Raw genomic sequence first — 26313 nt, forward strand, 5'->3', positions numbered from 1 at the left:
AAAATAAGACGACCACCACAGGCCAAATTTTTCCTGCGATGGTCGTCTTATTTTATTGTGACTCGTGATTACTTCGCGTTCGTCGAAGAGTTTGACGCCGCGTTGTTCGCTGCCGGTTCTTGCGCTTCGTCGCCTGCAGCTGCATCTTTGAGCGTGTTCGTGATTTGCGATTTCGTCTTCAAATCTTCGAGCCAAGTCGGCGAAAGCTCTTGCACCTTCTGCGCGATCAGCTGCTCTTTAATATCTGCTTTCTTCTCATCGAGCGTAGCAGCCTTCGCCGCTTTATGATCGATCGCTTTGATGATATGGAAGCCGTATTGCGTTTGAATCGGTGCGCTGATCTCGTCTTTCTTCAGCTTGAATGCCGCTTCTTCGAATGCCGGATCCATCTGGCCTTTGCCGAAGAATCCAAGGTCGCCGCCTTGATCTTTGCTGCCCGGATCCGTGGATTTCTCTTTGGCAAGCGTAGCAAAGTCCGCGCCTTCTTTAAGCTGTTTCTCGATTGCATCCGCTTCTTCTTTGGTCGCTACAAGAATATGCGAAGCCTTCACTTGTTCCGGCTCATCGAATTGCGCTTTATTTTCTTCGAAATACGTTTTTACATCCGCGTCCGTTACTTTCGCCTGCGGCTCAAGAATTTTACGGATGCGAAGCTGCATCGGCGTTTGTTTCTTCAGATCGTCAAGCGTCATGCCTGCTTGCTGAAGAGCACCTTCGAACTCCGCTTCAGACGGGAAACGTTTCTTAATGCTTTCAATTTCTTTGTCCACTTCAGCATCGCCTACAACGATACCCGCTTTATCTGCTTCTTGCTTAATAAGCTCGTCCTGAATCATGTTCTCAAGCGTCTGCTCGCCGCCAACCTTAGCCATTTCGTCATACAATTGATCTTTGGTAATAGCTACACCGTTGACGGAGCCCACTGTTTCACTGCTGCCGCCGCCAAACGGCATCTTCACAATGGTAAAGAGCAGAACAACAGCCAGTCCGATTGAAATGTACATCCATGCTTTACCGTTATTCTTTGCTGCAGGAGCTGCTGCCTCAGGTCCGGGCTGCACTGATGCAGGTTGTTGTTTATCCTCATCGAGCTCTTCGACATCGTGATGCTTGTCATTATCTGTCGCTTCGACTGGTTCAACAGCCGCAACCTCGGCCGCTTCATCCGAGGAAACAACCTCTTTCGTTTCTTGCTCTACTGCCTCAAGCTCATTCTCATTCAAATTTTTCTCTTTATCTTTCTCGTTCAACTTGAAAACTCCCTTCCGGCATTTGCAATCAGTTTTAACATTACTGAGTCACTATATCATGTATAACCCGCGTAAACCTTAAGATAACATGAAATACGTCGAAAAAATCGAAAATTTGTCATAATAGCCATGCATGCACAGGCAGCAAAAGCACGGGTGTAAACACGGCGCAGGCAGCCATCGAGAAGCCGCTTAGACCTCCCCGCTCTTCTGATTCGGACAGCAACTTCGCCGACCCGATTCCGTGTGCGGCAGCACCTATTGCAATCGACGACGCAATGTTGTCTCGAACGCCGCATAACCGCAGCAGGGGAGGACCCGCTATACTGCCGACAAGTCCGGTCAACACGGTTAGAGCAGCCGTTAATTCCGGTGTGCCTCCCAGCCAGGCGGATAAATCTACAGCTACCGCGGCGGTTACCGATTTCGGCAGCGCGGAGCGAAGAAAGGTTTCCGTTCCGCCAAACAGAAGGACACACAATGTATTCACCAGAAGGCCAACCGCACTTCCCACCAGAGCACCAAGCAATAAAGCCGGAAGCATGCGGCGAAGCCTCATGGCATGCTTGTACAAAGGAATCGCCATCGCAACCGTTGCAGGCCCGAGAAAAAAGGTGACGATATCTCCGCCCGCCCTATAGTCAGGGTAGGAGATATTGCCAAGCTGTAACACCAAATAAACAAGGATCGGTGCACTGAGCAGCGGATGCAGCCAACCCCATCGCCGGCGGATAAGTACGGCAGACGCGTAGGCGGTCAGCGTCAATAGGATGCCAAACATCGGATCAGCGAACAGCTCACTTCTCATCCCCTGCACGCTCCTTCCGCTTAACGAGCATCTTTGTCGTAAGTCCTGTTAGGATTACGATCGTTAACGTGCCAGCGGTAAGACTAAGAATCGCCGCTAACCAGGATGATCCGATCTCGGGTCCGAATGCCGCGGCACCGGCCAGCAGCGGAACGAAGAACAGCATCATATGCCTATTAAGAAACCCCGCGCTTTGCTCCACCCACTCCAGCTTCACGATTCCCATAAATAAAGCTGCTGACAGAAGCAGCAGCCCTAATACATGAGAGGGAAGCGGAATCGAAGCAAACTGATGCAGAAACCAGCCCAATCCGTCAAATCCCATAATGATACAAAATCCGCGCATTGCCTTAGTTCACCTGATTGCGAGCATCGCCTTGCATAAACGAGCGCAAATTATCGGCTGCAATCCCCATCAGTCTTTTGCGTGCTTCGACCGTTGCCCAGCCGATATGCGGAGTAATCGTACAATTAGCGGCATGCAGCAGCGGATGGTCGACAGCCGGCGGCTCTACACTCAACACATCCAGTCCCGCTCCGGCAATACGCCCGCTGTTTAGCGCATTGGCTAAGTCCTGCTCTACGACGTGACCGCCTCTTGCCGTGTTGATGAGGATCGCCGAACGTTTCATGAGCCCCAGAGTACGCTGGTTCACAAGTCCGGTCGTGTCCTGTGTCAGCGGACAATGCAGCGAGACAACATCGGCTGTACGGAACAGTTCACTGTTCGAAACGAAAGCAACGGATTCCAGTCCCGGAACCACTTTAGGCGTACGCGTATGTACCACAACATTCATCCCGAATGCCAGCGCTGCTCTGGCAACTTGCTGACCGATTTGACCATAACCCACGATCCCCATTGTTTTCCCTGAGAGCTCCATCAGAGGATGAAGGGAGAATGTAAAATCGGGACCGGCCGACCAACGACCGCTATGTACCGCACTGCTGTGGGCAGTCACATGATAAGTCAGTTCCAGCATGAGTGCGAAGACCAATTGAACAACGGAATGCGTACTGTAATCAGGCACATTCGTCACCACAATGTCATGTTCCGCTGCTGCTTCCGTATCCACAACGTTGTAGCCTGTAGCTAATACGCCAATGTATTGAAGCTGCGGTAACTTCGCCATTATTTCCGCTGAAATCGGCGTTTTGTTGGTGAGTACGACATCAGCTCTTAATGCTCGATTCACGATATCCTCTCGCGCTGTCCGCTCATAAACAATCAGCTCGCCAAGCTCGTTGAACTCGGCCCAATCCAGGTCTCCGGGATTTAACGTAAATCCATCCAAGACTACAATTCTCATTCCTTTAAGCTCCCCCTTCATCCTGCATTAATCGGAGTATTTCCTAGTCATGCCAATAAGTTGATCATACCTCATTAAGACGATGATGCGAACCAATTTTACGGGTTTTCAGCGACTTTTTACTTAGCTTTATCACTTCAACGCATATACGGAGTGTAGCTTTATTACTGTGACGCGTTTTCTCAAAAAAGTTTCTTCATTATATATAGCGATTTTTGCATGTCCGGAGACGGAGATTAACCCCGTCCGGTGCACGTTAAAAAGTTCATCCGCTACTATAGGAGTGGACGGAAATGTTCCGGAATTTATCCGGAACGATAAGAAAGCAAATGCCGAGCCTCTGAGTACCGATCCGCTGCGAATTTGACGGAAGAGATGTTCCCATCCGTTCTTGCAGAAATCGCTGCAAGTCTTTGTCTTATATTCCTATTACTCGATTGTCTTTCTGCCCCCAATAACTCCTGATCGAAAGCATACCATCACCCGAAATTTATCCTGGGTTTTAGCTTTGTCGACAGCTTCTCAGCTATCAGTTATCAAGTGCATCGGGCTTCATGTATCAGAGCGAGCATCTATTATTTTGTACGCGCTAACCGTATACAAAATTGTTCATTTCTTCCGTTTCATTTTCGGAAATGCTGCTGTGTTATTCGGCATAAAATTGTATGTCGGGAAACAACAGAAGGCTTACAGAGCAAGCGCTAAACTAGCTCCCGTGACCTACAAGGTAAAATATTCCATATTAGCTGTATTCAGACCTTGGCGCATAACAAAAAAGAGGCTGTACTATTGAATAGTACAGCCTCTTGCTACCCTAGAAAGCCACTGCCCGAAGTCTAACGGTTGCCAGTGCACCTAATCTCTCCTTTTACGGCCTCCCTCATTTGTAACGGTTGTCAGAGTAGCCTATTTCGCGATTAGGATGAGTATTCGCCCATAATCGGCCAAATAAGGTCTATGACAACCGTTATAGAACATAAAGGGCAAAAACAGACCAAATAAGCGCGATTTCAACCGTTAGCATACAGCTCCTCCACCCCGGCAATGGATGGTATCTTTTGATTCGCCGGCCTCTGGAGTTGCGGGCAATTGAGCGGAAGATCAGGATCAAATATTGATTAGTAATACAATGATTCCAAGAATCAATAAAAGGATGGGCATCATCATTTTGTTTGCTGCATCCTTCACTTTGAGGTGGGTAACAATTGCGCCTACCATGGTTACAACGATTAAGATACCGCCCCAAGCTGCCAGTCCATCCATCCAAAGACCCCAAATTAATATGGCTGCTATGACAATTTCAACCAGACCTGTAAATACCCTAAAACCGGCCGAGTATCCATAACGCTTAAATTCTTCCGCCATTTGCGATCCGAACTTCATAAATCCAAACAGCAGAAATCCTAAACCTAATACAATTTGAAGAATGATTGAAAACAATTTTACTCTCTCCCTTTAATCTATTTTATCCTAAAATTATTTATTTTATAATTAGGATTAATATTATCCTAGCATTAGGATTTATTTTCGTCAAGCAGAATTCGAATAACGAGCCGGCGAGACAATAAAAAAACCACGATGAATGGTCATCGCGGTTTTGCAGACAAGGCTATATTTTAGGGTGAAAAAATCCGGGGCCCCATTGCTGGGGCCCCTTTCATGGGAGAGGAGAAACCGGACGAAGAGCTTATGGGGAAACGTAAGTCTTCTCCGCGGTTGTCTACGGCATCTCGCGACGCCGATATCTTAAGAATGCCCAGTTCAGGCGGATATATACATCGTTAAATCAATTTCTTCCTGTGCAGCACGGATAGCAAACGGTAAAAGTCATAGCTGCCGCCATTTGGCGTATCGATCAGTTTAGCTTTCACCGCAGCATTAACAGCATCTTTCGCCCATTCAGGCACGGTATCCATTTCGTTGCTCGCATCGATTTTAAGCGCCCATAGTTGCAGCTCTTTTAATGCATTCGTCTGATCCAGCAGTGCGACTTTGAGCTGATCATTGTCTGACTTTAGTTTCAAGGTCAGTTTCTGCAGCTCATCGAATGCTTTCTTCTCCTCTGCAGTCATCGGTTCATCACCCTTGTTCTTGTTGTCATATTGCGTTAAGTTGCTCCCATTGATAATGACAGTCAATTTATCCGCATAAGCGGGATCTGTCGCATAACCGCAGGCAAGCAGCATTTGAACCTGCTCAAACGGCGTTTTAGCCAACCGCACCCGATCATAACGGCTGCGTGCGAACAACAAGTCCTGGTCTTTATAGAAATCATAAATGCTATCATATGCACGAAATGTCGCCGTCAACGTAACTCGTTTACCGTCGATAACTTCCCATGTTCGTTTATCCACCACTGCGCCTTTCCAATATCCGTTGGGCACGCCGGCCCCGACTTTATAACCCGCAAGGTTATTCCAGTACGGAATATTGCCGCCCGTTTCGAGCCAGCTCTGGGCTAACCGCACGGATGGAAAAATAGGCGTGCCTTCCGCATAAATCCGTTTCACAACCGGGAGCAGCAGCTCAAAAAAGGATTGTTTGTCCATCTTAACCCGACACCTCCCTACCGTTTCGAACTCGCAACCTATTACTATTTATATGAAATTGGCACCTGCTTGGCTACCGTCAATCGTCCCAAACCCATGCGGTAACCATGACGAACGCCCAGAAAGCGGCTTGCATAAGATGTAGGCAACAACCGCTGGAAAGGGTGATGGTTGGTGGAATTGCAGTTAGTTCCATTACACTGGGTGTATCTTGCCTTTATCGTATTGATAATGGGTGTGCTGATCAAAAGACGGGATACGACGCTCGTTTGCGTGGTCGGCATCTTCGCGCTTGGCCTAATCGCAACAGAAAGCTTAAGCGATTCGGTAAGTGGCGTTTTTAACAGCTTTATCTATGCAACAAAAGAACTGCTCGGCACGATCTTCATCATCTCGATTATCGTTGCGATGAGTCGCATCTTGATTATTACCGGCATCAATGAAGTCATGGTCCAACCGCTTACGCGTTTCTTACGCACCCCGGCTCTCGCTTTCTGGGGAATCGGATTGATTATGATGGTGACCTCGTGGTTCTTCTGGCCTTCTCCCGGCGTCGCCTTAATCGGAGCCGTATTGCTGCCCGTCGCCGTCCGCGTCGGACTTCCGGCGCTTGGTGCAGCGATGGCGATGAACCTATTCGGTCATGGCATTGCATTATCCGGCGATTATATCATTCAAGGCGCGCCGAAGCTGACCGCCGATGCGGCCGGTTTATCCGTTACGAGTGTCATGCAGGCGAGCGTACCGCTTGTCATAGTGATGGGGGTTGTGACCACGCTTACAGCCTTCTGGCTGATGCGACGTGATATGCGTACTGGCAAATGGAGAGACGGACTTATTGCCGCTGGAACGAATCCCGTCAATGCGATAGCTGAAGATCGTGTCAGCTTGCCGATGAAGTGGAAGAAGACGCTTGCAATCCTGATTCCACTGTTGTTTATCGTCGATGTCATCGCGATGTTCGTGCTCAATCTCCAAGGAGGCGATGCGACGGCTTTAATCGGAGGCACAGCCGTGTTTATTCTCATCCTCGTCACGATGCTCGCACATCGCAACAAGGGATTGGAGCAGACGACAGCGTACCTCATCGAGGGCTTTCAGTTTGGCTTCAAAGTCTTTGGTCCCGTCATTCCGATTGCGGCATTCTTCTACTTGGGAGATTCGGCGTTTACAGCATTGTTCGGCGGCGGGCTGCCTGAAGGATCACATGGCATTGTGAATGACTTGGGGGTGGCACTGGCCAATCACGTGCCGCTTAATCAAGCCATCGGGGCGGTTACGCTGGCTGTCACCGGCGCCATTACCGGCCTCGATGGCTCCGGTTTCTCAGGAATATCGCTTGCCGGTTCGATTGCTCAGCTCTTCGCATCCGCAATCGGCTCAGGCGCTGCGACGCTCACAGCACTCGGGCAAGTAGCTGCCATCTGGGTAGGCGGAGGCACTTTGATCCCGTGGGCACTTATTCCCGCAGCGGCTATCTGCGGTGTAGATCCGTTCGAGCTTGCACGCCGCAACTTGAAACCGGTCTTGTTCGGGCTCGCAGTGACGACGATCGTCGCAATGTTCATCGTGTAAGCGTATTGGGATGTGAATGGTGTAAGCAAGATTCATCGCCGTGATTTGAAGTGAACGGTAAAGCATCGTAGTGATGTTTGCTGTGTAAACAAAAAGGTATAACCGGCTTTTGGTGAGCTGGTTATGCCTTTTTTGATTCGGGATAATTTCGTTTATTTCACACTAAAAAATATTTATATTGACTATACATTAGAATTGTGATATAATTAAATTTTTATTTACAAATGAATTCCCTTTCGATATGATACTCCTTACCAAACCTATTGGAGGGATATACGTGCTTATCGATCAAGGAATTGCAATGCTTGAGATCACCGCTGTCGTTATGGGAAGACAGGATACCTTACACCCCGCTTTCCTATGGAATGAGTCCAAGGCAATCTTGATCGACACCTGCTATCCCGGTCAACTGCCGCTCATTGAACATGCATTGAAGGAGCTTGGATTCTCCCTTCAGCAGCTGACCGATATTATCATTACGCATCAGGATATCGATCATATCGGAAGTCTTCCAGCCCTCATTCAATCGTCCCCATCTACATTCGGCGTGTGGGCATCACGCATGGAACAGCCTTATATTCAAGGAGAGAGGATGCTGATCAAGATCTCTCAAGACGCCGTTGACCAAGCTGTACGCTCGCTCCCGCCCAAGGTGCCGGAAGAGAAACGTCGAGCATTTCGGCACGCCCTTGAAAATCCGCCTAAAGCGAATGTCACGCAGCTAATTGGCTATGAAGAAGGTAACAGACTGTCTTCATTCGACGATCTGATTATCCTTGACACTCCCGGTCATACCCCTGGTCATATTAGTCTGTATCATCAGCCAAGCCGCACTTTCATTGCCGGGGATGCTCTCATCCTTCATGAAGGCGTGCTGCGGATCGCAGATTCACGTTTAAACGTTGACAACGAAGTAGCGCTGCGTTCCTTGATGCAATTATCGTCGTATCCAATTGACCAAATCATCTGCTATCATGGAGGCCTGTTCCGCGGTGATGTCCAAGCCCGGCTTCAAGCGTTGATTGGTTAAATGTTTTAATAGCAGCGAAACGCACAGGGCTTATTTGCTCATTTTAGCCCTAAATGCTAACGAATCGTACAAGGCTTATTTGCCCCATTTTCGTCCCAAATAATTTCTAACGAATCGTAGGAGCCTTATTGGATGGTTTTTAAGTGTTTGAGAGTCTTTTTCCCCAAAATAAGACCTGTACGATTCGTTAGATTTCTGAAGCCCGTAAATTGGGCGGAATAAGGCCTGTATGGTTCGTTAGAATCTTGGAACCCGGCGTTATCACGGGGAAATGGCTCCTAACAGCCCATAAGCCATCAAATTTTAGCTCAGGCTCTAGCCAGCACATTCCGCTTACAGCGTGCTGAGACGCTTGCCGTGAGCGCAGCCCTGCAATAAAAAAAGAATCGGATACATGAACATCATGTACCCGATTCTTGTTGACAGGCTTCACACACGCCATAGACCTCAAATCGGTGATTCATAATTTTGAATGAACCCGGTAAATCGATCGATTGCTCCATCGGACAATATTCAAACGTGAGCGTTTTCTCGCAATTGATGCAAATTAAGTGATGATGATGATGCGACAGGCAGCTCACACGAAACTTTAAGCCCCCATCCATAAAATAAAACTGCTCCAGCGCCCCCATCTCGCTCAGAAGACGCAAATTTCGATAAACCGTATCGAAGCTCACGCTTGGATACGCGCGCGACATATGATCGTAAACGTCTTTCGGAGACAAATACCCCTCTGTCTTCGCGAAGATCTCAGCCAGCTCTCGGCGCTGCTCGGTAATGCGCCAGCCGCTTTGCGACATGATCTCAATCATTTGCTTGACCGTATCTTGCGATTTATGAGCATCCGAATGGGAATGAGTATGGGAATGAAGTTCTGACATCGATAAACGTCCTTCCAATATTCCGAAGGTTCACGCTGCCTGCAGCTGCTAGTTCGGAAGTGATATCCTTAGTTTAGCATATTTCGCTCGAAATTCATCCCGTTTGCGCAATTTCCCCCATTCGGTAGAGCAGCACAATTAGCGAAGAGCAGCCCAGCGGCTGCTCTTTGCTGCGAATAGTCAAGTTTCATACCGTACAATCTGCGATACGCTGATATCGCGCATCGGCGCGCCTTGCATCCAGGCCGCGTACCAGTCCGCCGTATGCTGAGCTGTTTGCTGCGCATCCCACCGGGGCCGCCAGCCAAGGCGGGAAGCGGCCTTCGTCGTGTCGAGCAGCATCGGCGCCGCATCCGACTGCTGCCGCTGGCCCGCCGCCCCGCCGGCAGGCGCCGGCGCAGCCAGCTGGCCGCCGAGGCGAGCGCGCAGCGCCTCGGCCAGCCAGGCCGAGGTCCGCGCTTCGCATGTGCGCGGACCCAGGTTCCACGCCTCGGCGAAGTCGCAGCCGCCGCCGGGCGGGAACAGCCGCTGCGCGAGCGCGAGGCTGCCCGCGAGCGCCTCAAGCACGTGCAGCCATGGCCGGAAGCCACTCGGCCGCGGCTGCACGTCTGGCTGCGCTGCGCGCTCTCCGGCAGCGGCGCGCACGCAGTCCGGCACGAGGCGGCCGCTGGCGAAGTCGCCGCCGCCGATGAGATGGCCCGCGCGGACGGTCGCAACCGCGGGCACATCGGCACTTCCGGCGAAGTATGCGCGCCGGAACGAGGACACGACGAGCTCCGCGCATGCTTTGCTCGCGGAGCCGGGCTCCGCTCCGCCTAGGCCATCGGCTTCGCGGTAGCCGAGCACCCAATCGCGCGGCGCGTAACAATCCGCCGCGGTCATGGCCACTACGGCGCGGATCGGGTGATCCTCGTGTACGATCCGCACCGCATCCAGCAGCGCAGCCATCCCGGCGACATTAACATCGAAGATTTCAACTGTACTATGCTTGCCTTGATGCTCCGACTGCCCCGCCAGATGAAATACCACCTCCGGCTTCGCATCCCTCAGCGCGGCCGTAAGCTTCTCGGAGTCCCGTATATCGCCTCGCGTCCACGGTATGATGTGCTCAAGTCCGCACAGACGGTACATCGATGGCGTAGTCGGCAATTCATCGCTGTATCCCGTAACAACCGCCCCTAAACGGTGCAGCCATAAACAAAGCCACGTTCCCACAAACCCCGTATGCCCCGTCACCAACACCTGTTTACCTTGCCAAAACGAATAATCCGGCATCGCTGTCCTGTCATCCTCTCCGCTTTCCTAGGGTGAAGCCTACTCCCACAGCTATGACAACAGCTTATGCAACTTCGCCCCATTTCGTTTGCGGACAAGTATACCCGTCGAGCACTCTCCCGTTCCCCTCTCCGCTTTCGCCTCCTTCGCCCCACCAAAAAACAAAAAAACCGCAGGTCCTTAAGACCCGCGGCCACCGCGAAATTTCTGAGTATGGGCTTTGGCTTCATCGGTGTTGGTCACCCGGTTGCGGCTCCATTCGATAAGAATGCGGTCGATATAGCGAAAATGCAGCTTTCCCGCGAAGACGGCTTCCTTCAAAGCGAAGCGGATCAGCTCGTCCGGATAACGATCTTGGTCCACCCATGCGCTGATCGTCTCGCATTCCATCGGGGACAGCGGGCGGCCGAACTCTTGCTCGAAGACGGAAAATAAGTCCGATTGCTTCGGCCACTCGCCTGCGATGTCAGCGCCGCCATGCGAACTGCCGATGCCCACTGCCATACCGCCGGAACCCGCTCCGCCAACAACATAACCGCCTGACGCTCCAAAACCCGATCCCGATGCTCTTCCGGCTCCGGAGCCTGCTCCCGAACTAACGCCAACTCCAACGCCCGCAGTGCCGCGCTGCAGCTCCCGTTCGTTTTCGAACGACAAGCGTGCCTCCTCGGCCAGCCATTCCGCGCTGCGGATGATGAAGCCGTTCCAATTGTAGCGTTCGAATTGCATGCCGCTCACCGGATCGATTTCCTCATCGATGGCGAGCAGCTCTTCCTTCATCAAGCGGCTAAGCAGCTGATGCGCTGCATTGGGCAATATACCAAGCCGCTCAGCCAACTGCTCCGGCGTCGGGAAATCGATGCCCTCGACCTGGCGGTACGTCATCAGCTGCAGCATAAGCAGCATCTCCGTGTCCGTCAGCCCGACGCCGCGATAAGCCCGGAGCAGACCGGCCGGCACCACGACGCCGCCGCCGTTCATGGCGGCGGCCATTCCGCGTGCGTAGGCCTTCCACATTTCGGTTTTCACCGTTCGTCCTCCCTTCCCTTGCGCTTACGGATACAGACGGTACAGCAAACGAGGGAACGGAATCGTTTCACGCACATGCTCCAAGCCGCAGATCCATGCCACTGTACGCTCCAGCCCCAGTCCGAAACCGGAATGCGGCACTGTGCCGTATTTACGCAGGTCCAGGTACCATTGGTACGCTTCCGTTGACAATTCATGCTCCGCGAAACGCTCTGCAAGCAGCTCCGGATCGTCGATCCGCTGCGAGCCGCCGATAATTTCACCGTATCCTTCCGGCGCAATCATATCCGCGCAAAGGACAACCTCCGGACGGTTCGGATCCGGCTTCATATAGAACGCTTTGAACGATGCCGGATAATGCGTGATGAACACCGGACGATCGTATTTCTCCGCAATCGCCGTTTCATGAGGCGCACCGAAATCTTCGCCCCACTGAATTTCATGCTTGTTCTCCTGCAAGAAATCAATCGCCTGATCGTACGTAATACGCGGGAACGGCGCTACGATGTTCTCCAGCTTGCTGATATCGCGGCCGATCGTCTCAAGCTCCTTGCGGCAATTCTTCACGACATTTTGCACCACGAAGGATACGAACTGCTCTTGCACGCGCAAGTTTTCCTCATGATCCACGAATGCCATCTCCGGCTCGATCATCCAGAACTCGATCAAGTGGCGGCGAGTCTTCGACTTCTCCGCACGGAACGTCGGTCCGAAGGAATACACCTTGCCAAGCGCCATCGCTGCAGCTTCCATGTAGAGCTGACCGCTTTGCGTCAAGTAAGCATCCTCGTCAAAATATTTCGTTTGGAACAGATTCGTCGTGCCTTCGCAAGAAGAAGGCGTCAGAATCGGCGGATCCACGAGCGTGAAGTTGCGCTCATCAAAGAACTGCTGAATCGAGCGGATAATCTCGGCACGAATAACGAGAATCGCGCGCTGCTTCGGCGAACGCAGCCAAAGGTGACGACGATCCATCAAGAAATCGACGCCATGCTCCTTCGGCGTAATCGGGTAGTCTTGCGCGATTTGGATAATTTCGATATCTTCAACGGTCAGCTCGAAGCCGGACTGGCTGCGCGGCTCCTCACGCACGATACCTTTCACATATAGGGAGCTCTCCTGCGTCAATTCCTTCGCGGAGTTCCAGATCGTTTCTTCGATTTCACTCTTTACGACTACGCCTTGCACATAACCTGTTCCGTCGCGCAGCTGTAGAAATTGGATTTTACCGCTGGAGCGTTTACCGTTTAGCCAGCAGCCAATCCATACCGATTGTCCGGCAAAATCCTTCAATTGTCCGATCGTTGTTAACCTTTTCATCGTTCGTTTCCGTCCTTTCCGTCTTTACGGATCTCAATAGTCAATAAACCATCTATTCTTTCACGAGCTCATACGTATCTCTTGCAATCAACAGCTCTTCATTCGTCGGAACGACAAGCACGCTGACGCGTGAGCCGTCTTTCGAAATGTATCGCACTTCCTTCGATCGCTCTTCGTTACGTGCTGCGTCGAGCTCGATGCCGAGGAAAGTCAGCTGCTCGCAGACCGCTTTGCGGACGGCAACGGAATTCTCGCCTACACCGGCCGTAAACACGACGGCATCCAAGCCATTCATGCCAGCCGCATAAGCACCTATATACTTGCGAAGACGGTACGTATACATATCGAAAGCGAGCTTCGCATGCTTATCGCCGTCATCCATCGCGGTCACGATTTCGCGCATATCGCTGCTGATCCCGCTTATCGCCATAAGTCCGCTATGCTTATTGAGCATAGAGTTGACTTCGTTCAGCGTCAGCTCTTCTTTGTTCATCGTGAACGGCACGATCGCCGGATCCAAATCCCCGCTCCTCGTTCCCATCATCAGCCCTTCCAGCGGCGTCAAGCCCATACTGGTGTCAAAGGACTCCCCGTTCAGAATAGCCGTGCAGCTGGCGCCGTTGCCGATATGGCAGGTCACGATCTTCAGCTCTTTCAGCGGCTTGCCAAGCTTCTGGGCGGCCAGCTTGCTCACATAGTTATGCGAGGTGCCGTGGAAGCCGTACCGTCTGATTTTGTGGCGGCGGTACAGCACCATCGGGATGGGATACAGAAACGTCTCCATGGGCATCGATTGATGGAATGCCGTATCGAAAACGACCGCTTGCGGCACATCCGGCAGGTTCAGCTCAACCGCTGTAATGCCCATCATCGCAGGCGGGTTATGAAGCGGCGCCAAGTCGAACAGCCGTCTGATTTCTTTCTTTACCTCAACGGTAACGAGGGTGGATTGCTTGAAGCTTTCGCCTCCGTGAACGACACGGTGACCGACGGCTTTGATTTCATCGATCGACTTCAATACGCCGTGTTCGCGGTGCGTCAGCATATTAATCACTTTGCGGACAGCTTCGTTGTGATCGAGAATTTCACTAACCCGATTCACCTCAATACCGCCAGTCGGTTCATGGGTCAGAATGGAATCATCCATGCCAATTCGCTCTACGCGGCCTTGGGCAAGAACCGATTCATCCTCCATGTTGTACAGCTGGTATTTCAACGAAGAGCTGCCTGCATTCATTACGAGAACGATCATACTCGGCCTCCATCTTTATCGTAGCTGAAGAAGCCGGCGCCGCTCTTCACGCCGAGCTGCCCGCCTCGTACCATTTTCTTAAGAATGAAGGAAGGCCGGTATTTGAGCTCCCCATATTCTCGGAACATCCGCTCAAGTGCTGCAAGTACCGCATCCAGACCGAATCGGTCCGCCATTTCGAATGGCCCGTGCTGGAACGAATAGCCGATCCGCATGGCGCTGTCGATATCGTCTGCCGAGGCGACGCCTTCTTCAAGCACGTGAAGCGCCTCATTTATGAACAGGCAAATGAGCCGCGTGGTGACAAAGCCGGGCGATTCGAACACCATGACGCCCTTCTTATGTATCGTTTCCTCAACAAAATGTTTGGTTAGCTCGAAGGTTTCATCTGAGGTTCTAAGACCGCGCACGATTTCTACCAAATCCGTCTTGCTGACCGGATAAACGAAATGCATGCCGATTACGCGCTCCGGATGATGGGTCACACTCGCAAGCTCCGTTAAGCTTAGTGTTGACGTATTGCTCGCCAGAATAACCTGCGGCTCGCAAATTTGGTCCAGCTGTTTGAAGATGTCCAGCTTGCTGTCCAAATCCTCCGTAATCGTTTCAATAACAAGCTCGCATTCGGCCAAATCCGAGAGCTCCGCCATGGGATGAATCCGGTTCATGACCAGCTTCTTCTCCGCTGACGTAAGCGCCCATCGCTCCATCTGCTTGTCTAAGCTTTGTTCAATCATGCAGATCGCATGACTGAGCCGTGTTTGGTCCCGTTCTACCATGTAGACCTCAAGACCGTTAAAGGCCAGCATTTCACAAATGCCCTGCCCCATCGTACCGGCGCCAACGACGCCTGCTTTACGTACCGCTGTCAACTTTCACACCTCCATAGTTCTGTGTCTATTATACATTTTTTTAAACCAAGAAGAAACGACTCTCGCCGTCCGTTGAAGGTGCGGGAGAAGTCAAATAAGAAGGCGGAGTGGCTCCGCCTTCTTCGTCATAACCGTTATTGCGCTGCAAGCAGCTGTTCTTCCGGAACCGCATTTCCAAGCAAGGAACGGAAGCGGTCGCCGCTTAACGTTTCTTCAGTAGTCAGAACGCTAAGCGAGGACGTAAACACTTCACGATTACTCTCGAGCATACGCTTCACGCGTTCCATAAGCTCATTCAAGATACGGCCGTTCACATCGGCCCACTTGTCAGGCGTCATCATCGAGCCGTCGATAATGCCAAGGTCGGTAAGACCTGATTCCACCATCGAACGAACGATGCTCATCGCTTGATCGAAATCACCTCTGGAGCCGGTACTGCGTCCGCCGTAAAACATCTCTTCCGCGGCAGCTCCGCCAAGCGCGATCATAATCTGACCTTCCAAGAATGGTTTTGTATACAAGTATTTATCCTGCTGCGGGTTGTGACGCACGTACCCCAGCGCCTGTCCCCTAGGCAGCAGCGCTACCTGGGATACACTGCCCGGACGAATAAGCTCTGCCGCAATCGCATGGCCCAATTCGTGCAACGCCACCCGTTCACGCTCTTCGTGCGTCGCTTCGCGATCCGTGCGTTCACCCATCATCACTTTATCAATGGCCATGGATAGATGACGTTGGCTGATCACTTCGCCTTCTTCACGCATCGCATAGATGGCAGCTTCGTTCATGACGCTCTCCAGCTGCGCGCCGGAGAAACCAAAGGACTCCTCCGCAATTTTATCGAGGTTTACTTCCTCGCTATGAAGCGGTTTGTTCTGCGCGTGAATATTGAGAATATGCGCGCGGCCTTTCTTATCCGGCAAATCAACCGCGATATGACGGTCGAATCGGCCAGGACGAAGCAGTGCGCTATCCAGCATTTCCTTGCGGTTCGTCGCGCCGATCAGCAGAATGCGCGGCGTATCGGACGTATGAATGCCGTCAAGCTCAGTTAAGAGCTGATTCAATGTCTGATCATATTCGCGCTGCTGGCCGCCATCACGTTTTCCACCGATAACATCGATCTCATCAATGAAAATTACCGCACTTTCCTTATTCTGTTTGGCCGCCTTCTGGCGCGCTTCCTTGAACAACTCACGAATGCGGCTTGCGCCGACACCGACGTACATTTCAACGAATTCAGAGCCGGATGCGGCCACGTAGACCGAATCCGTATAATGGGCTGCCGCCTTCGCCAGCAGCGTTTTTCCTGTTCCCGGAGGACCTGTCAGCAAGATGCCCTTAAGCGGTCGAATGCCGAACTTCGAAATTTGATCCACGTGAATCAGAAAATCAAGCGCTTCGACAAGCTCTTGTTTCGCCCGGTCCTGTCCGCCGATTTGATCGAACGAGAGCGGCTTTGGCGGTCTGGCTTTCCCTCTGCTTCCGCCGCCTACCGTTGCCAGATTACCGCGCGTCTTCGCCATGAACAGCAAACCGCCGACAATCACGGCAAGCAAGACGAGCGGAATCGTGTTCACGCCAACGAAAAACTGCAGAAATAAGATAAAGATCGGCACGAAGCCGATCGCCATTTCTTTCCCATACTTAAACATTCGGCCACGCTCCCAACGTATTTGGCGTACGAGGCAGTACGATATGCTTCTCGGATTTGCTGTCTTTCAATGTGATATAAACATTCACATCGTCCATCTCAGATTGCGCGGTAACGCCCGCGAACTTGTTCTGGACTTGCTTCAAGGTTGCCGGAATATCCGCATAATTGCGATGCTCCATGGCTTGCGCGATATCAAAGAGCATCGAGGACCAAACCTCATCGAGCTCCTTCGACGTGTTGTCATGACGGAAATCAAGCTTCAGGTCACGATTGCCGATCACGTCGTCGCCTTTCGTTGCAATCGTATCATAAACGTCCCGCAGACTTGCTTCGCGGTCCAGCTTTAAATCTATCGTAACGGAACTGCGATCTATAATTGGCTTTCCTTCTATAACGCCTGGAGTTTCAGCAACGATTCGTTCAAGCGGTTCAATCGTCGCCACATTACGGTGTATATACCAGCCGCCAACTAACAATCCGGCGGAAATAACAGCCGTTAGAATGGCTGGAAGCAAACGTATTTTCATAGCAAAAAGCCCCCTTCATCGAACAATTTGCGCTGCACTTTCGTCTATCACTTGCTGCTATACGAAAGTATATCACAACCTGCTGATGCAGAGAGCGTGTAATAAAAGGGAACTATGGTCGAACTTTCTGACGGTTTATCGGCTTTGTTACCTGGCAGGCAGCTTATACGTAATCAGGAAGACGCCATCGCGGAAGCGATAGAACTCGTAATAATGATTCGTAACGCCGGCTTGATCACGGGAATAGAAGATTTCCCATACCGGCTGACCGCCGAACAAGCCGAGCTTCAAATGAGAGATGTCGGCGTCCGGCTTGCCAAGCAGAAACCGTTCCTTAATATCGGCTTTAGCAAGGCCTTCATCCGCTCGCAGCGTAATGGATTCATTTTGCTTCAACCATACATATGTAGCGTCGCCGTTATGGTCCTTCCCTTTCACGATCCAGACCGGTTCATCCCATACATAATGATAAGAGCTGTCTACGCTGCTGAGACTTCCTCGATCCTTCGCTTCCGCTTCCGCAGCTTGTTCTTCACGCCAAACAGGTGATTGCACAGACCGATAATACCAATTCAGCGCAACCAAGATAAGAATAATCAAGGCAGCGCTAAGTGTTATCCATCGGCCTGCTGACATGACCGGCGGTCTTTTGCGTCGATTGGCGCGCATTAGCTCGAGAGCAGCCTTTCGAAGCAGCGCTGCGCCTCAGCGCGAATTTGCGCTTCGTCCAGGAAGACGCACTCGCCTTGCTTCACCACTTGAACACCATCAACCCAAACGTGAACAACGTCACGGCCGGAACCGGAATAGACCAGATGGGAGACAATTTCAGTTTGAGGATAGAAATGCGGCTGTTCGATATTCAGAGCGATGAAGTCAGCCTTCATGCCCGGTTTAAGTGCGCCCAGGCGCTCTTCTTGCCAGATTGCGCGCGCACCGTATACGGTACCGAGCTTAAGTGCTTCCCAAGCCGGAATCGCAGTTGGGTCGCCGGAGATTCCTTTGTGAATAAGTGCAGCCAAACGAATTTCATCAAACAGGTCCAAATTGTTATTGCTTGCCGCACTGTCCGTACCCAGAGATACGGTTACGCCGGCTTTGAGCAAATCGGGTACTCGGGCAATTCCGCTCGCAAGCTTCAAGTTGCTTGCAGGGTTGTGGGAAACACTTACGCCACGCTCGGCAAGAAGGGCAATCTCTTCATCGTTTAGATGAACCGCATGCGCGACCAAAGCCGGGCGGGAGAAGAAACCAAGCTTGTCCAGGTGCTCAACCGGACGGCAGCCGTAATCATTGACGTTGAACTGCACTTCCGCAGCCGTTTCCGACATATGCGTATGTAGCGGCAGATCCAATTCATTCGCAGCCTCAACGATACGTGCGATATAATTGGGCGGGCATGTGTACGGAGCATGCGGCGAAAGCATCGTACGAATGCGGCCATTTGCTCGTCCATTCCACTCTTGCGCGAATTGCTTCGCTTCGTCCAGCTTCGCCGTTTGCACATCCGGCGGGCAAAGTCCAATGACACCGCGCGTAAGCAGTCCGCGCATACCGGATTGCTCTACAACACCGGCTACGATATGCATCCGATCATACATGTCGACGAACGTTGTCGTTCCGGATTTCAGCATCTCGGCGACGGCAAGGGCCGTTCCCCAGCGCGCATCCTCGTCCGTATATTTGCCTTCCATCGGCCACATCTTCTGCTCGAGCCATACTTGCAGCGCTTCGTCATCGGAATACCCGCGAAGCAAGGACATCGCAGCATGTCCGTGTGTATTAATCAAACCAGGCATGAACACAAGCCCTTGGCCATCTATACGTTCGGCCCCAGCGGGTGCCGGATCCGGAGCCAGCTCATCCAGATATAGTATTGTATCGCCTTCTACGACCATATGGCCTTTCACTACGGGACGCTCCTCGTCCATTGTGACAAACGTTCCGTTCTCAATCCACAACCGTTTCATTCTCGTCGACCCCTTCTTCATCCAAGTAATACGCTAAGCTCAGCAGCTCAGTGGTGAAATTCGCATAATGGATTCGTACATGCTCCTGAACTCTGAGAATGGTTGGCGCAAAATTCAAGATGCCATCGACACCGGCCTCCACGAATTTATCCGCCACATTCTGCGCTTCAATTGCAGGTACTGTAATGATCCCTATGCGGATGTTGCACGCAGCGACCGTTTCCTTCAGCTTATCCATCGGCAATACCGTCAACCCGTTAATGGAGGCACCAACCATAGAAGGATGAACATCGAAGACTGCCGTAATTTTCATATTATCCTTCAAATACGTATTATAGTTGCACAGTGCTCGGCCTAAGTTGCCGGCACCGACCAACCCTACATTCAGCGGCTGGTCCAGTTTTAGAATTTGACGGATTTTCTCGATGAGATAAGTGACGTCATAGCCGATCCCTTTTCGGCCGAAATCGCCGAAGTATGCGAGATCCTTTCTGATTTGTGCCGGATTCAGATCCAGCTTGTTGCCAAGATCTTGTGATGAAACCGTCTGGACATCCCGCATGTTCAGATCGTTCAAGACCTGCAGGTAAACCGGAAGTCTGCGAACGACCGCCTCGGATATTTTCATCGGCTTCATTTCTCCACCTCTTCTTCACTTGGACTTGGACTTGGTGCAAGCCATTCCCGTATCCGCGGCACAATCTGCTCTAAATGCATATGCTCGATCTTCGGCCCCGGCAAGGAATATAGAAAATATTTGCCGTAATACGTATCGATCACTCTTGTATCGTAGATAAGAACGATGCCGCGGTCCTTGCCGGTCCGAACAAGACGGCCAAAGCCTTGCTTAAAGCGGATTACCGCTTGCGGGATGGAAAGCTTCATAAACGGATTCTGCTTCTGCTCCTGCAGCAATTCAGACTTCGCTTCTACGAGCGGATGGTTTGGCGGCTGGAAAGGCAGTCTCACGATGGCCAGACAAGTCAGCGCATCCCCTGGAATGTCTACGCCTTCCCAGAAGCTGCTTGTTCCAAGAAGAACAGAAGCTTGCTGCTGTTGGAATCTCCGTGTAAGTTTGCTTCGATTGCTGCTGTCAATACCCTGTCCCAGAACGTGAATGCCGCTCATCGCCAGCGCTTCCTTGAGCGGATCATATACCTGCTTGAGCATCCGATAGGACGTAAACAGAACGAGCATACGACCGTTTGTCTCGATCGCCGCCTCTGTCAGTGATTTCACCAGCATGTCATTGAACTGAGGATCACCGGCAGCTCCTTTCAGTACAGGAAAGTTTCGCGGAATAATAACCAGCGCTTGTTCCCTGTAATTGAACGGTGACGGCAGCTGAACCGTCTTCAGGCGACCCTGCTCCTCATCTTGCGTCAGACCTAACTGCTCGCATGCATATTGAAATGATTTCTGAACGGATAAGGTCGCGGAAGTGAGAATAACGCTTTTCTTGATATCGAAGAAATAAGTCCGCAGCTGGCTGCTCACATCGGCAGGTACAGCATATAGCTGAATCGATTTCGCTCTGGAATTGCTGTTGGCTTCCAGCCAATATACCATATCTGTCTTATCGGCTTTCATGAATTGGCGCAGATCATCTCGAGCCCGGGACAGATCCTTGATAGTACCGCTTAAATCTGTCACCAGCGCGGCGATGCCCGGATCATCGATCTCTTCTTTGATAGCTGCAAACACTTTATCAAGAGGACGGATGATTTGGCTTAAGTATCCGTTAATCGCTTCCTCAATGAGCTGTGCATCCGACCAATAATCCGGCAGCTTACCGCTGCGGAGTCTAAGCACGAATTGCCCGGTTTCGCCGTTTGAGGCATCCCCTGAGCTCTTCGTTCCGGAAGCCCCGTTACCCATCAGCGTGTATAACATTTCAAACAAGCGATCCCATTCATCGCGCAAGTCACCGAATACCGGAACAACTTCATCGATTTCCTCGCGCCATTTCTGCGTTTTCTCGACATCTTCATTCGCGAGTCTGCTCTTAAGTGCTATCAATTGACCATTGCGCGCATCTTTGCAGAGTCTTAGGACAGGATGCTGAACGGAATAATATGAAACCTGTGTTCCCAGATGTTTACCCGCAACTTCTTCCAGATGATGCGCCTCATCGAGGATGAGATGCTCGTAACCGGGAAGCAAGCGATGGTCAGCTCTTATATCCGTAAAGAGCATGGAATGGTTCGTGATGACGACATCCGCAATGTTCGCTTCTTGCTTCGCCCGGTGATAGTAGCACCGTTTGAACCACGGACAGGCGCGATTGAGACAGGAATCGGTGTCACTTGCAACCGTTCCCCAGAAATCAGCACCGCGATTGCCAAAATTGAGTTCTTCCTGATCCCCATGATTCGATTCACTCAGCCATACGACCATCTGCGAAGCCGTTATTCTGTCCTCCGCCGGTGAAGCGAAATCGCGCATATTTACTTTACCTTCAAACTTGCGCAAACATAAATAATTGCCGCGTCCTTTAAAGACGGCGGCTCGGAATGGATAAGGCATGACAGCCTGCAGAAGCGGCAGATCGCGCGCCCGCAGTTGTTCCTGCAGGTTAATCGTGTGCGTGCTGACGACTATCTTCTTGTTGTGCTGGACACCATAGTACAGAGCCGGGATCAGGTAACCCAGCGACTTTCCTGTGCCTGTACCCGCTTCTATGAGCAAATGACGCTCCTCTTCCAGCGCATCAATCACTTCTTGGAACATCATATTTTGCGGTTCCCGTTCTTCATAACCGGAAATAAGGGCCGCAATTTCGTTCTTGATATGCGACAGAAATTGCGGGAACGTCCAGTCTGTCACGGACGCTCCGGCTTCCTCATCCATGTTCTCCCTCGGATGCTGTTCTTCTGACCAATCGCCTGCCTTCATGGCAAATTGTCGGAAGTAATGATAAGCATCAGGATCGATCGACGTTTGCGTTTCTTTCAGGAATGCCATTTGGGAGACGAACCAGCCCAAATCATCCAGATCATCGCCAAGCAAATTAGCCAGTCGCTGCAGCGTTAACAGCGGCAAACCCTGCAGCTTGTTATAGCAATTGACGAACAGCTCCGCCGTTGCCATCGCATCGCTGTCCGCGCGGTGATGCTGATCATGCTCGATTCCGAACAATTCCGTCACCGCGCCCAGCTGATAGGTCGTTAAAGTCGGATAAAGGATTCGCAATAAATCAATCGTATCCAGCCGTCTTCCGTCGAAAGGCAAATAACCGCAACGATCAAGCGCCGAGTTGAGGAAGCCTGCATCAAAGCCGACATTGTGCGCAACGAGAACAGCGTCGCTGAGCAGCGGTATGAGCTCCAGCAGCACCTCATCAAGATCCGGCGCTTCCGCGACCATCGACTCGTCGATGCCGGTTAGCTGCGTGATGAAGGGCGGAATCGCAATCGTCGGTTTGACGAACGTACTGTATGAATGAACAACGTTTAATTGTTCATCCAGCAGCACAAGACCTACTTGTATCATTTCATCGCCGGCACTATGACCGGTCGTTTCCAAATCCAGTACGGCATAATTCATCCGGTAAGTATCCTCTCACAAAAACTAAAGCTGGCCACTCCCGAACAACAAGGATAGCTGGCCTGCATGCTGCTCGCATGACTTCATATTCGACAATGGATCGGTAAAATTAGGATCCGCTTCATGGGCCTTCTCAAAATAGACGGCCGCCTGTTCTAAATTCATGCGGACAGCTTGTATGCAGCCCAGTGCGTTGAGGCCAAGCGCCTTCCACTTCGGATGCTCGGTAACTTCTACGAGCAGCTGGAAGTGACGCTGAGCTTCGTGCCATTCCTGCAAATGCATGCATGTCATACCTAGAAACAGCCGAGCACGATTATCATCCGGCGATCTTCTGACCGCATCTTGGAAATGCTTGAACGCATCTTTAAACATAAATAATTTAAAATAGCCTTGACCTTTGGACATCGCCTGCTGCATTTCAATCACGGCATCATCATCTAATGGATCTGTCTTCTCGTCGGAGTCAGCCGTGCTTTGATTCCCTTTGCTTCCTGCAGCAGGCTTCTGCTGCAAGGCAGGCGGTGTAGGAACGGCCGAGATGATCTTAGGGTAAACGGGTGCTGATGCAGGTGCTGCCGGCTTAAGCGGTGCTTGGCCGGCAGAGCTGCCTTTTGAATGTGCCAGCTGCAGATCTCGGAAATCCGCCATCTTCTCTTCAAATTGAAGCCATTCCTCAATAAACGTATCGCTGAACTGTTTAAGAGATGACAACTGTTCATCAAGCTGCTTGCGTTGTGCGCCGTTAGCGTGCGGATAATGGATAATAATTTCTTCGAGCATTTCCTGCATGGTAGCAAATACATGTTTGAACATATCGTACGCACCCACCTTCACGCCAGGATAGAAGTGAATTTGTTATGCTCATTCTTTGCCCCGGCACTGCTTTTCATACTCAGTCCCAGACGTTTCACAGCGCTGGCATCAAGTTTGCGGCTGACGACGGTTTACAAAATAGTGGCATGCAATTCCTGCTCAAGCATTTGAACAGGCTTGTTTTCTGCATCAAGGATGACAACCTTTGGCTTGTACGTTCGCGCTTCCTCGTCGGTCATCATGCCGTAACCGATAATAATGACATTATCGCCAGGCTGTACCAGCCGTGCCGCCGCGCCGTTCAAACAGATCACGCCGGAGCCGCGCGGCCCGGTAATGACGTACGTTTCCAGACGGGCACCGTTATTATTATTTACGATTTGAACTTTCTCATTAGGCCAAAGATCGGCAAGTTCCATCAAGTCCTCATCAATGGTGATGCTGCCCACATAGTTGAGGTTCGCTTCCGTGACGGTCGCCCGGTGAAGTTTGGACTTCATCATTGTTCTGAACATTTGTGTCACCTCCGCCGAGTTGAAATAAACGATTGTCGATCAAACGCGTGCTGCCGAATTTGACCGCAAGCGCAATAATAATGGTTTGAGATAGAGCGGATAATTCCGTATTGGCATCAATAGGCGATAAGGTCGGGTAAGTAAGAAGTTCTGCATAATCAATCTCCGCAAGCGGAACGGAACGAATGGAATCCGCGATTAGCTTAGACAGCTTCATACGCGTCATTCCAGGCTGCTTGAGCCAGCTGTCAGCCGCTCTAAGCGTTTCTGACAATATAACGGCCTGCTTACGCTGATCGGCGCTTAGATACACATTGCGCGAGCTCATGGCGAGGCCGTCTGCTTCGCGTATCGTTTCGCAGCGTACAATCTGGACCGGCATATTGAGATCATGTACCATCTGCTCGATAACTGCAACCTGCTGGGCGTCTTTCATGCCGAAATAAGCGCGATCCGGTTGAACCAGATTAAACAGCTTGCTGACAACGATGCCGACACCATCGAAATGTCCCGGTCGCGAGGCACCGCACAAGCGTTCCGTCACTTCGCTGATCAGCACTTTGGTCAGCGGTTTGCTCGGATACATCTCTTGAACGGTCGGTGCAAACAGCAAATCGATCCCATTCGCAACGGCAAGAGCGGAATCCCGCTCCAAGTCCCTTGGATAGCGATCGAAATCTTCGTTAGGTCCAAATTGAAGCGGGTTAACAAATATGGTTAAAACGGTATAATTGCAATCTTCACGCGCCCGCTTCATCAGACTTGCATGACCTTCGTGCAGAAATCCCATCGTAGGAACGATTCCGATGACTCCATCCGGTTTGTTCTTTCGCTGCTGCGCCAGGTGAGCTTTAAGTTCTTGAATGGTGGTACAGACAATCATGCCGATCCGCCTCCTTTGACGACATCCGCGACAGGCTTATCTGCCTGCTTGGATGACGCTGCAGAAGCTGTTTCTCCTTTATCGGAGGAGGAGGCTGCATTTGAGCCTGTTCCTGATTCTGAACCTGAGCCATAGAGCTGCCTCAGCATTTCCTGCTCCATCGGGAACGCATGCGCTTCCTGCGGGAATTCTCGGGACTTCACTTCGGAGACGTAGGCTCCGATGGCATTACGAATGGTTGTTCCGAGGTCCGCATAGGTTTTGACGAAACGTTTCTCCCGGTATGGCGATGCATATTGCAAAATATCATGATACACAAGCACTTGACCATCACAGCCGCGGCCTGCACCGATGCCGATGGTTGGAATCGAAAGCGCCGACGAGATCGCTTCGGCCAGCGGCTCCGTTACAAGCTCAAGCACGATACAGAATGCTCCGGCCGCTTCAAGTGCCTTGGCATCTTCGATCAACTGCTGCGCTTCGCGTTCAAGCTTCCCTTGTACGCGATATCCGCCAAGCTGATGAACGGACTGCGGCGTAAGCCCGATATGCCCCATAACGGGAATGCCTGCTCTGACGCATGCGGCAACCTCATCCGCGATATCTGCGCCGCCCTCCAGTTTAACCGCATGCGCATACCCTTCTTGCAGCAAACGGCCCGCATTGCGGAGCGTCGTTTCTTTGCCAAGCCGATACGTCATGAATGGCAAATCGGCGACGATAAATGTATTTGTTGCACCACGAGCTACTGCTCTGGAATGATAAACCATATCGTCTAACGTTACGGGAATTGTCGTATCGTAACCAAGCACAACGTTACCGAGTGAATCTCCGACAAGAATAACATCGATTCCGGCTTCTTCGGCAAGTTTAGCCGAAGGATAATCATAGGCGGTCAGCATGGAAATTGGCTCGCCGCTTTGCTTCATTTTCTTAAGCTTCGTAATAGTCAACGGTTGTTTCATGGCTCCGTCCTCCTTCAGGGATTGGTCCGACTCCCTCACGTGGATCTGTAAAGCTTAGTTTAAGCTTTCACGATCGCGGGTCGTCCTATGTGATCAACACAAAAAAACCTTCTAGCACCCGCTACAAAGGTCCAATCCAAAAAGGAACGTCCTGTTTCAAGGCGAAACGACTGTCACCGGCCTATTGGCGGAGAAGCGCGTTTCAATAAGAGCTTCCTTCTGTCTCGGTCCCTAACGGCTCAGAGCAGAATGCGCACTGTCTAACGATTCATCCCAATCCTATACG

The 26313-nt window shown here is 51.4% G+C and carries 24 protein-coding genes; 2 read left to right on the top strand and 22 right to left on the bottom strand.

Going from position 1 to position 26313, the window contains the following annotated elements:
* Positions 1 to 68: 68 nt before the first annotated feature.
* The 6 genes from BM412_RS13905 to BM412_RS13930 all read right to left on the bottom strand — a co-directional run bounded on the left by BM412_RS13905 (position 69) and on the right by BM412_RS13930 (position 5914).
* Positions 69 to 1250 carry a peptidylprolyl isomerase gene (locus tag BM412_RS13905; protein WP_091218877.1) on the bottom strand — a complete coding sequence of 394 codons (1182 nt, stop codon included), beginning with the start codon at positions 1248 to 1250 and terminating at the stop codon, positions 69 to 71.
* 118 nt (positions 1251 to 1368) lie between these two features.
* A complete protein-coding gene (locus tag BM412_RS13910) occupies positions 1369 to 2058 on the bottom strand; it encodes an LrgB family protein (RefSeq protein ID WP_091218880.1) in 690 nt (229 codons plus the stop codon).
* A complete protein-coding gene (locus BM412_RS13915) occupies positions 2048 to 2404 on the bottom strand; it encodes a CidA/LrgA family protein (protein WP_091218883.1) in 357 nt (118 codons plus the stop codon). Before BM412_RS13915 ends, BM412_RS13910 begins: the two co-directional genes overlap by 11 nt.
* A 4-nt stretch (positions 2405 to 2408) precedes the next feature.
* A complete protein-coding gene (locus tag BM412_RS13920; protein WP_091218885.1) occupies positions 2409 to 3365 on the bottom strand; it encodes a D-2-hydroxyacid dehydrogenase in 957 nt (318 codons plus the stop codon).
* Positions 3366 to 4472: 1107 nt separating this feature from the next.
* Entirely contained in the window at positions 4473 to 4805 is a 333-nt protein-coding gene (locus tag BM412_RS13925; RefSeq protein WP_256256300.1) for a DoxX family protein, read from the bottom strand.
* A gap of 341 nt (positions 4806 to 5146) precedes the next feature.
* Positions 5147 to 5914 carry a glycoside hydrolase family 73 protein gene (locus tag BM412_RS13930; RefSeq protein ID WP_091218888.1) on the bottom strand — a complete coding sequence of 256 codons (768 nt, stop codon included), beginning with the start codon at positions 5912 to 5914 and terminating at the stop codon, positions 5147 to 5149.
* Between the two features lie 231 nt (positions 5915 to 6145).
* Between BM412_RS13930 and BM412_RS13935 the strand changes: the two genes are divergently transcribed.
* Positions 6146 to 7489 (top strand): hypothetical protein, encoded by a 1344-nt coding sequence (locus tag BM412_RS13935; protein ID WP_091220429.1) that lies wholly within the window; start codon positions 6146 to 6148, stop codon positions 7487 to 7489.
* 277 nt (positions 7490 to 7766) lie between these two features.
* The gene (locus tag BM412_RS13940) at positions 7767 to 8519 is read left to right on the top strand and encodes an MBL fold metallo-hydrolase (RefSeq protein WP_256256301.1); all 753 of its coding nucleotides are present in this window, start codon (positions 7767 to 7769) and stop codon (positions 8517 to 8519) included.
* 401 nt (positions 8520 to 8920) lie between these two features.
* On the opposite strand, the gene BM412_RS13945 is transcribed toward BM412_RS13940, so the two are convergent.
* The 16 genes from BM412_RS13945 to panB form a co-directional block, all read right to left on the bottom strand.
* On the bottom strand, positions 8921 to 9400 hold the full coding sequence (locus BM412_RS13945) for a Fur family transcriptional regulator (protein WP_091218891.1): 480 nt from the start codon (positions 9398 to 9400) through the stop codon (positions 8921 to 8923).
* Positions 9401 to 9580: 180 nt separating this feature from the next.
* The gene (rfbG, locus tag BM412_RS13950) at positions 9581 to 10675 is read right to left on the bottom strand and encodes a CDP-glucose 4,6-dehydratase (protein ID WP_091218893.1); all 1095 of its coding nucleotides are present in this window, start codon (positions 10673 to 10675) and stop codon (positions 9581 to 9583) included.
* A gap of 180 nt (positions 10676 to 10855) precedes the next feature.
* Positions 10856 to 11704: a DnaD domain protein gene (locus BM412_RS13955; RefSeq protein ID WP_091218896.1), complete on the bottom strand. Its 849-nt coding sequence runs from the start codon at positions 11702 to 11704 to the stop codon at positions 10856 to 10858.
* Positions 11705 to 11728: 24 nt separating this feature from the next.
* On the bottom strand, positions 11729 to 13024 hold the full coding sequence (asnS, locus tag BM412_RS13960; RefSeq protein WP_091218899.1) for an asparagine--tRNA ligase: 1296 nt from the start codon (positions 13022 to 13024) through the stop codon (positions 11729 to 11731).
* Positions 13025 to 13076: 52 nt separating this feature from the next.
* The gene (locus BM412_RS13965) at positions 13077 to 14276 is read right to left on the bottom strand and encodes an acetate/propionate family kinase (RefSeq protein WP_091218901.1); all 1200 of its coding nucleotides are present in this window, start codon (positions 14274 to 14276) and stop codon (positions 13077 to 13079) included.
* On the bottom strand, positions 14273 to 15148 hold the full coding sequence (locus BM412_RS13970; RefSeq protein ID WP_256256302.1) for a 3-hydroxyacyl-CoA dehydrogenase family protein: 876 nt from the start codon (positions 15146 to 15148) through the stop codon (positions 14273 to 14275). The genes BM412_RS13965 and BM412_RS13970 overlap by 4 nt, the downstream gene beginning before the upstream one ends.
* A 134-nt stretch (positions 15149 to 15282) precedes the next feature.
* On the bottom strand, positions 15283 to 16803 hold the full coding sequence (locus BM412_RS13975; protein WP_091218903.1) for an AAA family ATPase: 1521 nt from the start codon (positions 16801 to 16803) through the stop codon (positions 15283 to 15285).
* Positions 16796 to 17332 (bottom strand): hypothetical protein, encoded by a 537-nt coding sequence (locus BM412_RS13980; RefSeq protein WP_091218906.1) that lies wholly within the window; start codon positions 17330 to 17332, stop codon positions 16796 to 16798. Before BM412_RS13980 ends, BM412_RS13975 begins: the two co-directional genes overlap by 8 nt.
* Before the next feature lie 147 nt (positions 17333 to 17479).
* Positions 17480 to 18001, bottom strand: coding sequence for a cell wall elongation regulator TseB-like domain-containing protein (locus tag BM412_RS13985; protein ID WP_091218908.1), 522 nt, complete (start codon positions 17999 to 18001; stop codon positions 17480 to 17482).
* On the bottom strand, positions 18001 to 19302 hold the full coding sequence (locus BM412_RS13990) for an amidohydrolase (RefSeq protein WP_091218911.1): 1302 nt from the start codon (positions 19300 to 19302) through the stop codon (positions 18001 to 18003). Before BM412_RS13990 ends, BM412_RS13985 begins: the two co-directional genes overlap by 1 nt.
* Positions 19283 to 19939: a redox-sensing transcriptional repressor Rex gene (locus tag BM412_RS13995; protein ID WP_091218913.1), complete on the bottom strand. Its 657-nt coding sequence runs from the start codon at positions 19937 to 19939 to the stop codon at positions 19283 to 19285. Before BM412_RS13995 ends, BM412_RS13990 begins: the two co-directional genes overlap by 20 nt.
* Positions 19936 to 22848: an ATP-dependent DNA helicase DinG gene (gene dinG / locus BM412_RS14000; RefSeq protein WP_091218916.1), complete on the bottom strand. Its 2913-nt coding sequence runs from the start codon at positions 22846 to 22848 to the stop codon at positions 19936 to 19938. The genes BM412_RS13995 and dinG overlap by 4 nt, the downstream gene beginning before the upstream one ends.
* Before the next feature lie 24 nt (positions 22849 to 22872).
* Complete coding sequence (locus BM412_RS14005; RefSeq protein ID WP_091218918.1) at positions 22873 to 23664, bottom strand: hypothetical protein; 792 nt, start codon at positions 23662 to 23664, stop codon at positions 22873 to 22875.
* Between the two features lie 131 nt (positions 23665 to 23795).
* Positions 23796 to 24179, bottom strand: coding sequence for an aspartate 1-decarboxylase (panD, locus tag BM412_RS14010; RefSeq protein WP_091218921.1), 384 nt, complete (start codon positions 24177 to 24179; stop codon positions 23796 to 23798).
* Entirely contained in the window at positions 24094 to 25062 is a 969-nt protein-coding gene (panC, locus tag BM412_RS14015; protein WP_091218924.1) for a pantoate--beta-alanine ligase, read from the bottom strand. The genes panD and panC overlap by 86 nt, the downstream gene beginning before the upstream one ends.
* Positions 25059 to 26027, bottom strand: a complete 969-nt coding sequence (gene panB, locus BM412_RS14020; RefSeq protein ID WP_091218927.1) for a 3-methyl-2-oxobutanoate hydroxymethyltransferase — start codon at positions 26025 to 26027, stop codon at positions 25059 to 25061. The genes panC and panB overlap by 4 nt, the downstream gene beginning before the upstream one ends.
* Between the last annotated feature and the right edge of the window lie 286 nt (positions 26028 to 26313).

It is taken from the genome of Paenibacillus sp. BC26 (assembly GCF_900116125.1).
Classification (GTDB): domain Bacteria; phylum Bacillota; class Bacilli; order Paenibacillales; family Paenibacillaceae; genus Paenibacillus_Z; species Paenibacillus_Z lignilyticus.